The following is a 12,708-nucleotide window of genomic DNA, read 5'->3' on the forward strand; positions in this document are numbered from 1 at the left end:
TCAACACAAAAATAAAAGCATAAAAATCAATTAGTTAAATTTTGGAATAATAATTGTAACAGGTTCAGCAATAGTTCACAGCAGACTAGATTAACGAGGGAATTGTATGAGCCGCTTCAAATTAACCATAGCACTTACTTTATTAAGTTGTTTGTTTTTACTTGCTTGCGCAACTACTGTAAGCGCCAATACCAGCGTACTAACAACCAGCACATCGGCACAACCACGTCTACAGCAAATGGCATTGCAAAAATTAACGAGCAATCCAAATTTTCAAATTGAAAACCTACAAGTAATTGTTGATGGTGATACTGTTGAACTAAAAGGCATTACAGAAACAGGGTTTCAGCGAGCTTTGGCACAAAAGTTTTTAGAGCACAGCCAAGGTGTGATGCAGATAAAAAACAACCTTAAAGTGAGCAAGCTTAATCACTCATCACTTTAAGGCTAAGTTTACAAGTGGTGTGAGATTATTCGCCGCTTGCTTGTAAGTTAATAAATTTAGCAAGCTCTTCTGGTTGACCCATCAGCATTTGAATTTGCTGATTAATCTCCATCATGGTTTTACCTTCAGGTAATTTAGCAGACACAGAAAAAGACGATAAACCACTCACAAAATTGCTAATCGCTGTTGCAAGTTCTTCACTCACAGGCACTTGTTGTAACTGCATGGTAACGACTTGCTTAAATTGCTCATGAGTCATTCCTTGTGCAGTTAAAAAGCTTTCAAATACTGCTTTAAGCTCACCTTCGTCAGCAATCGACATATTTATGCTACGCGGTTCTAACTGAGTTAATGCTGCCATCATTTTCGATTGCTGTTGTAACTGCTGCTCTAATGTTAATTGACCGTCAGCTGCTTCATTTTGCATCTGGCTAACAGCCAAAGATGCTTCCATCAGTGCTGTGGTTTTAGCCAAGCCTAGATTAAAATTAACATCAGCCACCTCATTCGCAGTGACTTTAAGTGCAAAATCACTATCGCCTGAATCTTTATTGTAATCAAGAGATGAGTCAACGTTATAACTTGTTGATGCTAGCTTGTTATTTGAATTTTCAGGAAGCTGTGCCAAAAACTCATCGCTAAAACGAAAGTTTTTCATCACAAAACCTGTGTGCGGCGGTACAGCATCAACTTCGTAACCCGACACATCAATACTATCAATTGTCGCAACTTGCTCATTACTCAGGCTGTTCGAAACAGTGATTTCTGTTAACTGCATACTACTATCAAAAATACTGGCTGAGATATCGCTGTATTTAATATCTACACCGCTTTGTGTTGATAATGCACTGATTTGCTTATCAACCACCTTTTTCACTTCCTGTGTAGCTGCGTAATTTGCGTAAGCTACGCCACCGACAGCCGCAGCAACAACCGCTGCAATAATTAACTTCTTCATTATATTTCCTTTAATTGGTGTAAATTTTTTATCAGTGTATCAAATTGTATTTAGTTTATTAACGACAGTAATTCATGCACTGTTTTCACTGGCGTGATCTTAGCTCCAAGTCCTTCCATTGATTTATGGTAATTGCGATGCGGAATAAAAATTTCAGTAAAGCCGTGTTGGGCAGCTTCTTTAACTCTGGGTACTCCGCTGTCTATTGGTCTAACATCGCCATTAAGACTTAGCTCGCCCATAATACAAGTTGTGCGAGGCACAACAAACTCGTTCAAACTGCTTAATAACGCTGTTACTAATGCTAAATCGATACAGGTTTCTGATTCATCGATTTTTAAACCACCAACAATGTTAAAAAAGGTGTCATGAAAGATTTTTGTTTTTGTATGTTTGCGTAAAATTCCCGTAAGCATCTTGATACGGTTCATGTTTAAACCAACACACACCCGCTGCGGAAACTCAGCTTCTGTTTCTGTAGTTAAGCACTGGATTTCGAGAAGTAAATTACGGTTACCTTTACGAATACAAGTAATAGCAGATCCCGGAGACTCGGTACTAGAACCAGATAAAAAGATTTCACTCGGGTTATCAACACTCAGCATTCCGCGCTCACACATTCTGAAAATACCCACAGTGTCGATATCACCAAAACGGTTTTTATTAGCTCGTAGCGTTCTGATTTGCCCATCGTTAGTATCGATATGTAATAAAGCATCGACGATATGTACTAACGTTTGCGGCCCGGCAATTTCATTATTTTTGTTTACATGGGCAATGATGAACATAGTTACATCATTTTGCTTACAGTATTGCGTTAATGCTTGGGCTGCACTTTTTACCTGTGAAGGTGAACCTGGACTACCATTTGCCGTTTCTGTTACTACAGCCTGAATTGAGTCTATCACCGCAAACTTAATTTTATTTTTATCAAGCTCTTCAATAATAGCTTCAACGCTGGTTTCAGAAAGCAAATACAACTCTTCTTCGTTGTAATCTAAACGTAGGCGATTCACACGGTTTTTAAACTGCGATAAAGACTCTTCGGCTGTACAGTACAAAGACGGCATGAGCTTTGACATACGTGCAACCAAGTCTGACAACAAGGTGGTTTTACCTGCACCTGGGTCACCAGAAATAATATTGACTGAACCTGTGGTTACGCCACCACTTAATACTCTATCTAGCTCACCAATTTCAGTGAGACGTTTTTCAGCCTCAGCTGTGGCTACTTCATTTATTTTCTTTGAACCACCGCTTACGACACCGGCATAACCTGCCACAGCGGCGCGGCTTGCTGCTTGTTTTGATTGCCCTGCTGAGGGTTTAAACTCTGCGAGCGTATTCCACGCTCCACACTTACACTGTCCTTGCCAGCGTTGATAGTTCATGCCGCACTCAGTGCAGACAAATTCGATTTTTGCTGATTTTGCCATTCGGCCTTACCTATTTTGGTAGCTGATTTGTGACTATTTCTGTATTTTCAAGCATATAATAGCTAAAGTAAAACATACGACTCAGGCGATTTAATTAGAGCCAATTTATAGTCACAAATGATAACATGCTGTAACCTGCCCCTAAAAAGTACTTAATTTAGCTAAGCACTTAATTAAGAAATAGTTAAGGGCACAGTTTTTGCTTACAAATAAAACTTTACAGTGCTTGCCATTTAATTGGCGAATACATATAACAATAACTAATAAAATAAAGAAGTAGTCACACTGTTTTGGCTTTAAATAGCCCGCTAGTATACCTACTTTTTTAGATAGACGGTGATGGTTTTATAAATGGCTGAAGACATTCTGCTTAAATATGAAAGCCTAGTTGATGAACTAAAGGCACATTTAGGCACTCCCCAGTTCGATAAACTGTTTAAATCAAAGACAGCTAGCTTAACAAAGCCAGAGCAGTTTCTGATCAAAATGGAAATGTCGCGCTTATCTCAGCCTGTAGCTCGCTTTATTGATTTACGTGGTCAAGTAACCGGCCAAGTGAAACCTTACGAATATGACGGCAAGCAACACTTTATGGACGATACCGCCATTGAAGTGTTTGAAGATGCCATAAAACGCCACGGTGGTTACACGCTTGCCGTTTACGAAGCGGTGATGAACACTGAAAATAATCACCGAGTAATGCAAAAAAAGGCTGCAGAACAAGCTTTAACCGACGATAGTACAGCTGCAGAGCAGCCAGCCAAGGTCATTAAATTTGCATCTTACGAGAGTCGCCGCGAAGAGCGGATGAACTATTCAATTAAAATCACCGTTGAGCTTGATAAAGACCGCAAAGTTGCTGCATCAACCTCAGATATTTCTTTAAGCGGTGCCAAAATTAAGCTGGGGCCTCGTTACTCAGTTAAAAAAGGTCAATTAATTGGTTTACGTCTGGTTGGCCTAGAGCAAGACTTCGAACTGGGCCTAAAAAACGGTATTCAATACGAAGTGGTTGCGGTAGAAAAGGTCTCTCGTGAATACAATCATGTACGCTTAAAACGCACCTTTATTGAGAATAATGAAAAATTTGATGAGTTTTTAGAAAGCTTTATCCACGGCAACAAACGCCGCTATAAAGTTAATTTAGACAATACGCTAGATGCTGTTGTCTCTAAAGGCTACGAGCAATACTATATTCCACGCGTTACCTCGTTTTATGCTTTTTTAAGCTTACAAGGCGACAAACTTTACCCTAGCCTTGCATTAACCACTGAGAATAATATTTTTATTCAGCGCTATTTTTGTGATGAACGTAAGTTGTCATGTTTATACAGTATTATTAATCAGCAGCGTTTGGGTCACTTACTTAGCTCACCTGATGCAGTAAAAGAAGAATACCTTTATACTTTCACGCATACGGCTGCGGGCAAAATTTATTATTATTCCGCTACAAAAACTGAGCTTGAAAGCCAACCACACCTAAGAGATTTATTCCTCGGGTTTGGCAGCCAAAAAGACAGCTGGCAGTGCTTTAAGCTACAGTTGATGCCAAGCCATCCGGAAGACTCTTACATTCCATTGTCACTGCCAAGCAGTGCTGGCAAAAATATCGAAAAACTAAATAAACCACCTACACCACGAGTGCAGGGGTTGATCAAAGATGTTAAATATCTACTAATTTTAACTTCGGTTGGTACAAAGTTTGAACAACGAACATATCAACAACTTGATTACAGTAAAGATGCAGTAAACCAGCTCAAGCTTTTCGGTCACAGTAAGCACAAAACGCCCCCTCATTTAGAGCCTGTGGCGCTCGAATATGTAAACCTTAGAGCTCATAAACGCTACTTATACAAAACAGCTGTCAGCATTGAACACCATGAGCAAACTATTACAGGGCATACCCGAGACTTATCAGTGATGGGATTGCAAATTGAATGCGACCAACCAGTTGAGTTCAAAAAAGGCGATATCATTAAGTTAAACTTGCCTGATTTGCAAAAAATTACCAAAAAGCATGATTTGACGAATCTTGCCTATGAAGTGATGGCTGTGAGTAAATCACTGACAACAGTAAACTTAAAAGTCCATCGGATTGGTGACCTACCACATATGGCAATTAAGTTTTTCACTGTTTTAATCGATAACAACAAAGACAAATTACGTGTCTGCGAAGAAACGCCTAAGATTCCGGGGTTATCGACCGCACTCAGAAACATGGTGACCAAAAGTGTATGCCAATTTCCGTTTTATTTACATAAAGAAGCAGCTCACTTTAAAGCTGGCGCAATTGGTCAAGGTTTATATCCAAGCCCACTACATGTGTTACTGCAAAACTTTGCGTTATTAAATGAGACGACCAGCATCGATGGTTTCTTATCGACGGATCAAATTACAGAGGTGATCACCCCGTTAATAAAAGATCGTAGTCGCCAAGATCCGCCATTACCATTTACTTTATTTTTACGCTTTGATCCGCGCCAAGCCGAAATTAGCGATGCAATTACTAGTCGCTGTATCAGTGAAGATGACTACAAACCACAAACATTATTTGTGAAAAAAGCGCTGAAAAACGATTTAGTATTTGTGTTTCGTTTATATGTTTCACGTACTGGTCGACCTGATATTGATTACTTAGCGAATGAGCTTAAATATATTAGTCAGTACGCATTGCACAAAGCAAAAGATTTAGAAGAAGCGCTGTGGGCAGTAGCCGGTGTAGGTGATTTAATTGATATAACCGAAGAAGCGCTTACCCATTTTGATATTGACCAAAAGCTGATCACGGAAATGAGTAAACGCAAAGCGACTTGGTTAAAGCGAGTAATCTAACGGTAGAGAGAGTAAGTAAGCAACTTGCAGTAATGAACCTTCATTAATTGCAGTTTGTGCTTGCTCAACTACTTTAGGTTTACCATGCACAGCAACGCCAAGCCCTGCCGCAGCCATCATTTTCAAATCGTTAGCACCATCACCCATGGCAACTGTTTGACGATTATTTAAAGTCAGCTTTTGTTCGATTCGTTTAAGTACACGAGCCTTTTCTTCAGCATCAACAATAGTGCCAATGACTTTACCCGTTAAGCGATTATCTTTGAATTCAAGAGTATTGGCATGCACCTCATCTAAACCAAGCAGTGACTGCACTTGCTCTGCAAAAGGCACAAAGCCACCCGATGCGATTGCTAAATGCCAGTTATGCCCTTTTAGGTATTGGCATAATTCACTCACGCCCGGCATAAGCGGTAAACGCGCTTTTAGGCCCTCAATTAAGTCTACATCAATACCTTCCAGTTTAGCTACGCGCTGTTTTAAACTTTGCGTAAAGTCTAATTGACCGGCCATTGCTTGCGCGGTGACAGCGGCAACTTCGTCATACACATCAGCAAGACGCGCGATTTCGTCGATACACTCAATAGTAATAGCTGTTGAGTCCATATCCATCAACAATAAGCCTGGTTCATTCACCGTGGGTGGATTCGTTAATTGCACCAGTTGAATACCTAACTGTTTGGCAAACTCAACTAATACGAGTGGGCTCAGTAAAATTGTAGCATCGCTATGAAAGCTCCATGCCACAGGTATATCTGTAATTGGTTGATAACAACAAAGCGATAAATTACTTAACCCATGTGACGCTAAAAAATCACTAATAGTAAGCAGTTTCTCTGCATTAAGCTCATTACCAAAGGCAACACTAAACACACCTTGGTTTGCTTTTGGCGTAAAGTCTGTTGTAATAAGGTGTTTGTTTTCAATTTTATACCAACAATTTAGACTGATTTGTTCTGCTAAATTTGCTGAAGGTGTAGCAGCTAAGCTAAGCTGTGACATAGTGGCTCCACATTAGACTTATGTCTGTCCTTGGTCGTGCATTTGGTACTCGCACTCAAGGGGCTGTTAAAGTTATCATGTTGTACCATCAAAATTAAAAGCTGTCAGTAACGTATACGGTGACTATGAAAAATAACCAACTTAAAATTCCCTTTTCAGCCACTTATCGCCAGCGCTTTGTGCGCTTGAGTTTGGCTACAGCCTGCTTTGTGCTGTTAAGTTGGGTTGCCATGAATAGTAGCTTCCAAAGTCACCAATTACTTTACGATAGTGCTGATAGCACAGCAATAAGCTTAACCAAGTTTATGGCATTAAATGCAAAGACCCCACTGCAAGAGAAAAACAAACCAGAGTTAAATGAACTATGTAATCATATTGCTGAAGATGAGTATGTGTTAGCGGCAACGATTTACGATCAGCAGGGTATTCAAATTGCGGCCAGCGATAATTGGCAAAGCCACCACACTTTTGGTTTATTACCCGATTCAACGCCGGGTATCAGCAAGCTTAAAACCCCATTTGTTGAGCCGGTGATAAGTGATGATGAAAGACCTATTGGTTTTGTATCAATTACCTATTTAACACAGGCTTCCATTGCGACCAGCCACAGTAGTTTTCATGATTTAGGTCGCCAAGTGTTATTAATGTTAGTGATCACCTGTATTTTTACTTGGCAGCTAGGTCGCGGGTTAAAACTCTGGCAAATCAACCGTTACATCAAAAAAAGCGCAGAGCAAGAATCGTAAAGTTCAGCAGCGAGTTGCTGCTGTGCATCACCTGTCACACCTTTGAGCTCACATAAATGAGCGAATACGTTGCGCACTTTAAGTGGCGTATTAACCTGCCCTTGAAAGCCTGCCAGCGGCATTGACGGCGAGTCGGTTTCTAACACTAAATGTTGTGGTTCAATTGCGCTTATAACTTTACGAGTTTTAGCAGCACGCGGATAACTGATAACGCCCCCCACTCCGAGCTTAAAATTTTGTTTTATATAACTTTGAGCTTGTTGTTCAGAGCCTGAGAAAGCATGGATAACACCACCAAACTTTGGCTTGCAGCGCTTAAATGAGCGAGCAATTAAATCATGGCTTTGTCTGTGATGCACAATCAGTGGTAGAGCGAGTTGATTGGCAAGCTCTATTTGCCCTTCAAAAAGCCATGTTTGTTTATCGAGGTTGTCGATACTGCGATCAAGTCCGCACTCGCCGATGGCAATAAACTGCCCTGAATGGGTTTTCGCTAATTGCTCCAGTTCAGCGAGATGATGAGTTTGGTGATCAGATAAAAAATAAGGATGTAAGCCTAAAGCAATTGAGATACTAGGCTCTGATTTAGCAAAAGAGAATAGTTTTGTAGATTGTACCAAGCTCACACCCGGCACAATAAAATGTTCGATCCCTACTTGCTTGCACTCTTTGATGAGCTCTGAACGAGTCTCATCAAACTCACTAAAATCAAGATGGCAGTGAGAATCGATGAAGTGCATTTACGGATTTAAACGACCAAACAGCCAACTGCCATCGGCATGGCGTTGATACATAAACCGGTCATGTAAGCGGTGTGCACCACCTTGCCAAAACTCAATTTTAGTAGGCTCAACGCAATAGCCCCCCCAAAAATCAGGCAATGGAATTTCACCATCAGAAAACTTTTGCTTCATTTTCGCAAATGTTTCCATTAATACCTTACGTGATGACACTGGACGGCTTTGCTGAGATGCCCAAGCTGCTAATTGGCTTTCTTTTGGACGCGATAAAAAGTACTTAGCCACAGCGGTTGTTGGTAATGGTTTTGCCTCACCATACACAATGACTTGTCGCTCCATATGATGCCAAGGAAAGTGCAAGGAAATTTTGTTATTACCTTTAAGTTCTTGCGCCTTGCGCGAGCCAGTATTAGTAAAAAACACAAAGCCATTTTCATCAAGATGCTTTAACAGCACGATACGCTGTGAAGGTTGGCCATGTTCATCAACCGTAGCAACCACCATCGCCGTAGGATCAGGTAAGTTAGTTGCAACAGCTTGTTCTAGCCATTTTTCAAACTGCTTAATTGGAGACGCATCAAGCATGTCTTCAGATAAACCATCCTGTAAATATTCACGGCGAATATCTTCAAGTTTCATAAAATTCCCTCTACGCTATCGGCTAAAGATTAATCAAGGTTATTGAGCTATCAATTTTGTTGGGTTTCGCTACGCTCTACCCAACCTACGAAGCTAGGTTCTAGGTTCTAGGTTCTAGGTTCTAGGTTCTACAAGCTACTCCCCTAGCGCCTAGAGTCTAGGGCCTGCTATTTATGTTGGGTTTCGCTGCGCTCTACCCAACCTACAAAGCTATGAGTTCTTAAACGTTCTGCAAGTGTAGGAGTGCTTTCAAAGCGAACTACACCAAGCAGAGTTCACCTAAGTAGTTTAGCCTAAGACAAGGCGGAAAACCGACTTATCCCTATGAGTTCTTAAACTTTCTGCAAGTGAAGGAGTGCTAGCAAGGCAATGAGTTTATTTATGCCAAGGAGCATACGTGTTTTGTATGTGACTTAGGCTAAATAAACTCATTAACGCAGCTAAAGCGAACTACACGAAGCAGATTACATTTGCTCCATGACTTCGATACCTAAAAGATCCAATCCTGATTTCAGGGTCTTCGCAACCAAATTACATAACACTAAACGGCTGTCACGTACATTTGGCTCTACGCCTTCTTTTAGGACTGGGCACGCCTCATAGAACGTCATGTATAGGCTTGCTAGTTCATATAGGTATCCACATAATACGTGCGGTGTTGCTTCGCTGATCATTAGATCAAGTACTTCTTCTAATTGTAGAAGTTTAAGAGCGAGTGCTTTTTCTTGTGGCTCGTTGATTGCAACGTCTGCTGTTAATGACGCAGCATCAATACCTGATTTACGGAAGATACTGCGAACGCGGGTGTATGCGTATTGAAGATAAGGCGCTGTAGCACCTTCAAAGCTCAGCATACTATCCCAGTTGAAGATATAGTCGCTAGTGCGGTGTTTAGAAAGATCCGCATATTTCACTGCGCCAATACCGACTTTACGGGCTATTTCGCTACGCTCTTCGTCGCTTAAGTCTGACTCACGCTCAGCAAGTTTAGCTGCAGCACGAGTGATTGACTCTTCTAGCAAGTCTGCAAGTTTAACTGTACCGCCAGTACGAGTTTTGAATGGCTTACCGTCGGCCCCCATCATGGTACCAAATGGGCAGAATTCATAACTTGTTTCATCACGTAATAAACCAGCTTTACGTGCTGTTAGCTCAACTTGATTGAAGTGCAAGCTTTGACGCGCATCAACGAAGATTAGGATACGATCCGCACCCAGTTTGTTTGAACGGTAATCACAGGCTGCTAGGTCAGTTGTGGCATATAAGAAACCACCACCTGATTTCTGTACGATAAATACTGAAGGCTCACCGTCTTTATTAGCAAGCTCATCTAAGAACACCACTTGTGCACCATTAGATTCAACCGCAATTTCTTTGCCTTTTAATAGCGCAATAATGTTTGCAAGTTCACTGTTATAAGCACTTTCAGCCATGATGTCATCGGATGTAAGCGTTACGTTTAGACGCTTATAAACTTCTTCAGAATGCTTCACAGAAGTCGCAATGAATAGCTTCCATAGTTTTTCACAGTGTGCGTCGCCACCTTGTAATTTAACAACGTAATCACGCGCTTTATCAGCAAAACCTTCTTCATCATCAAAGCGTTTTTTCGCATCACGATAGAAGGTCTCTAAATCAGCTAGTGCAACTTTGTCTAGATCAACACCTTGGTTGATTTGATCTTCTAAGTGCGCGATTAGCATACCAAACTGAGTACCCCAGTCACCCATGTGGTTTTGACGGATAACTTCATCGCCACGGAACTCAAGGGCACGAACAACCGCATCACCAATGATAGTCGAACGTAAATGACCTACATGCATTTCTTTAGCAAGGTTAGGTGATGAGTAATCAACAACCACTTTTTGCGCCGTTGCATGCGGTGCAACAGCCAGCTTTTCATCTTCATTTGCCGCTTTTAAGCTAGCTGATAAAAACGCAGGCTTTAAGTGAATATTGATAAAACCAGGGCCTGCAATTTCAGTTTTTTCTGCGATATCAGCAAGATCTAGGTTATCGATAATTTTTTGTGCTAGCTCACGCGGGTTCGATTTTAGTTTTTTTGCAGCCCCCATCGCGCCATTGATTTGGTAATCACCAAATTGCGGGCGTGTGCTTTGCGTTACCGCTGGGTTTGTGTCTTCTGGTAACCCTGCTGCAACCATCGCAGCAATTGCTTTTTCGATTAAAAGAGTACGAATATTCATTGTAATTTTTACCTTTATGGCCCGTAGTACGGGCCCTTAAATTTGAAGCAGTCTTAGCGTATTAGTTTTCGCGCGTGTGGTTAAACTTGATATCTGGATAGCGTTCCATCGACAAGTTTAGGTTTACACGGCTTGGCGCGATATAAGTAAGGTTATCGCCACCATCAAGCGCTAAGTTGCTTTCGCACTTACGCTTAAACTCTTCAAGCTTTTTGTTATCGTCTGAGCTTACCCAACGTGCAGTATTAACACTGACACCTTCGTAAATCGCATCAACGTTGTATTCAGCTTTTAAGCGAGCAACAACCACATCAAACTGTAGTACACCTACCGCACCAACGATAAGGTCGTTATTTATAAGCGGTCTAAATACTTGCACAGCACCTTCTTCAGATAACTGAACTAAGCCTTTTAGCAATTGCTTTTGTTTTAATGGATCTTTTAAGCGAATACGGCGGAATAATTCTGGTGCGAAGTTAGGAATACCACCAAACTTCATTTTTTCACCTTGCGTAAAAGTATCACCTATTTGAATTGTACCGTGGTTGTGTAAACCAATGATGTCACCCGCATAAGCATCTTGCGCTCGCTCACGGTCACCTGCCATGAAGGTTACCGCATCAGAAATACTCACTTGCTTACCAATACGCACATGGTTCATCTTCATACCTTGGCTGTATTTGCCCGATACAATTCGCATAAAGGCAATACGGTCACGGTGTTTAGGGTCCATGTTTGCTTGAATTTTAAATACGAAGCCAGAGAAGTTATCTTCAGTTGCAGCTACTTGGCGGTCTTCTGTTTCACGAGGTAGTGGCGCCGGAGCCCATTCAGTTAAGCCATCAAGAACATGGTCAACACCAAAGTTACCAAGTGCCGTACCAAAATACACAGGCGATAGCTCACCCGCTAAGAACAGATCTAAATCAAATTCGTGTGATGCACCAATCACAAGCTCTAGCTCTTCACGAAGCTGCTCTGCAAGTTCGCTACCAATTGCATCATCAAGTTCTGGGTTATCTAAACCTTTAATAACACGTACTTCTTGAATCGTGTGACCTTGGCCTGTGCTATACAAAATCGTTTCTTCACGGTGAATGTGATACACACCTTTGAATTCTTTACCACACCCAATCGGCCAAGTAACAGGCGCACAGGCGATGTTAAGCTCAGTCTCAACTTCGTCTAATAACTCCATTGGGTCACGAATATCACGGTCACACTTATTCATGAAAGTTACGATAGGTGTAGTACGTAAGCGTGTTACTTCCATTAATTTACGAGTACGATCCTCAACACCTTTCGCCGCGTCGATTACCATTAGACACGAGTCAACCGCAGTCAATGTACGATAGGTATCTTCAGAGAAGTCTTCGTGTCCTGGAGTATCAAGTAAGTTAACTAGACGCTCATTGTAAGGAAATTGCATAACAGACGTGGTTACCGAGATACCACGTTCTTTTTCCATTTCCATCCAGTCTGATTTTGCGTGCTGGTTTGAGCCACGACCCTTTACGGTACCCGCTTTTTGAATAGCTTGTCCGAATAACAGAACTTTTTCTGTAATGGTGGTTTTACCCGCATCCGGGTGCGAGATGATCGCAAAGGTGCGTCGTTTATTAATTTCGGTAGTTAAATTAGACATGTAAGCTGCTTTTAGTCATAACAAAGCGCACTTGGCTGCCCTATAAATTATAAAGCTC

Annotated in this window: 10 protein-coding genes; 3 read left to right on the plus strand and 7 right to left on the minus strand. The window is 41.3% G+C overall.

What is annotated here, in order from left to right; translation table 11 throughout:
- The first annotated feature begins 106 nt into the window (after positions 1-106).
- Positions 107-445: a BON domain-containing protein gene (locus HYD28_15020; GenBank protein ID QLE10154.1), complete on the plus strand. Its 339-nt coding sequence runs from the start codon at positions 107-109 to the stop codon at positions 443-445.
- Between the two features lie 25 nt (positions 446-470).
- Here HYD28_15020 and HYD28_15025 read toward each other — a convergent pair whose 3' ends face one another.
- A complete protein-coding gene (locus tag HYD28_15025) occupies positions 471-1,403 on the minus strand; it encodes a hypothetical protein (protein ID QLE10155.1) in 933 nt (310 codons plus the stop codon).
- Positions 1,404-1,453: 50 nt separating this feature from the next.
- Entirely contained in the window at positions 1,454-2,839 is a 1,386-nt protein-coding gene (gene radA / locus HYD28_15030; protein ID QLE10156.1) for a DNA repair protein RadA, read from the minus strand.
- 351 nt (positions 2,840-3,190) lie between these two features.
- Here radA and HYD28_15035 point away from each other — a divergent pair, with 351 nt between their 5' ends.
- Positions 3,191-5,671, plus strand: coding sequence for a PilZ domain-containing protein (locus HYD28_15035; GenBank protein QLE10157.1), 2,481 nt, complete (start codon positions 3,191-3,193; stop codon positions 5,669-5,671).
- On the opposite strand, the gene serB is transcribed toward HYD28_15035, so the two are convergent.
- Positions 5,654-6,673 carry a phosphoserine phosphatase SerB gene (gene serB / locus HYD28_15040; GenBank protein ID QLE10158.1) on the minus strand — a complete coding sequence of 340 codons (1,020 nt, stop codon included), beginning with the start codon at positions 6,671-6,673 and terminating at the stop codon, positions 5,654-5,656. The genes HYD28_15035 and serB overlap by 18 nt on opposite strands.
- A 125-nt stretch (positions 6,674-6,798) precedes the next feature.
- On the opposite strand from serB, the gene HYD28_15045 reads away from it, so the two are divergent.
- A complete protein-coding gene (locus HYD28_15045) occupies positions 6,799-7,419 on the plus strand; it encodes a smp protein (protein QLE10159.1) in 621 nt (206 codons plus the stop codon).
- Here the strand turns inward: HYD28_15045 and HYD28_15050 are convergent.
- From HYD28_15050 to prfC, 4 genes are all read right to left on the minus strand, one after another.
- Positions 7,386-8,159: a TatD family hydrolase gene (locus HYD28_15050; GenBank protein QLE10160.1), complete on the minus strand. Its 774-nt coding sequence runs from the start codon at positions 8,157-8,159 to the stop codon at positions 7,386-7,388. The two genes, HYD28_15045 and HYD28_15050, sit on opposite strands and share 34 nt — an antisense overlap.
- Positions 8,160-8,798, minus strand: coding sequence for a pyridoxamine 5'-phosphate oxidase (pdxH, locus tag HYD28_15055; GenBank protein QLE10161.1), 639 nt, complete (start codon positions 8,796-8,798; stop codon positions 8,160-8,162).
- A 464-nt stretch (positions 8,799-9,262) separates the two neighbouring features.
- Positions 9,263-11,005, minus strand: coding sequence for an arginine--tRNA ligase (gene argS, locus HYD28_15060; protein QLE10162.1), 1,743 nt, complete (start codon positions 11,003-11,005; stop codon positions 9,263-9,265).
- A 61-nt stretch (positions 11,006-11,066) separates the two neighbouring features.
- Positions 11,067-12,650, minus strand: a complete 1,584-nt coding sequence (gene prfC, locus HYD28_15065) for a peptide chain release factor 3 (GenBank protein QLE10163.1) — start codon at positions 12,648-12,650, stop codon at positions 11,067-11,069.
- Between the last annotated feature and the right edge of the window lie 58 nt (positions 12,651-12,708).

The organism is Pseudoalteromonas shioyasakiensis (assembly GCA_013391845.1).
GTDB lineage: Bacteria > Pseudomonadota > Gammaproteobacteria > Enterobacterales > Alteromonadaceae > Pseudoalteromonas > Pseudoalteromonas apostichopi.

Excerpts from the sequence above, each read along its gene's own strand:
- HYD28_15020 (QLE10154.1), top strand. The coding sequence starts at position 107 with ATGAGCCGCTTCAAATTAACCATAGCACTTACTTTATTAAGTTGTTTG.
- HYD28_15025 (QLE10155.1), bottom strand. The coding sequence starts at position 1,403 with ATGAAGAAGTTAATTATTGCAGCGGTTGTTGCTGCGGCTGTCGGTGGC.
- radA (QLE10156.1), bottom strand. The coding sequence starts at position 2,839 with ATGGCAAAATCAGCAAAAATCGAATTTGTCTGCACTGAGTGCGGCATG.
- HYD28_15035 (QLE10157.1), top strand. The coding sequence starts at position 3,191 with ATGGCTGAAGACATTCTGCTTAAATATGAAAGCCTAGTTGATGAACTA.
- serB (QLE10158.1), bottom strand. The coding sequence starts at position 6,673 with ATGTCACAGCTTAGCTTAGCTGCTACACCTTCAGCAAATTTAGCAGAA.
- HYD28_15045 (QLE10159.1), top strand. The coding sequence starts at position 6,799 with ATGAAAAATAACCAACTTAAAATTCCCTTTTCAGCCACTTATCGCCAG.
- HYD28_15050 (QLE10160.1), bottom strand. The coding sequence starts at position 8,159 with ATGCACTTCATCGATTCTCACTGCCATCTTGATTTTAGTGAGTTTGAT.
- pdxH (QLE10161.1), bottom strand. The coding sequence starts at position 8,798 with ATGAAACTTGAAGATATTCGCCGTGAATATTTACAGGATGGTTTATCT.
- argS (QLE10162.1), bottom strand. The coding sequence starts at position 11,005 with ATGAATATTCGTACTCTTTTAATCGAAAAAGCAATTGCTGCGATGGTT.
- prfC (QLE10163.1), bottom strand. The coding sequence starts at position 12,650 with ATGTCTAATTTAACTACCGAAATTAATAAACGACGCACCTTTGCGATC.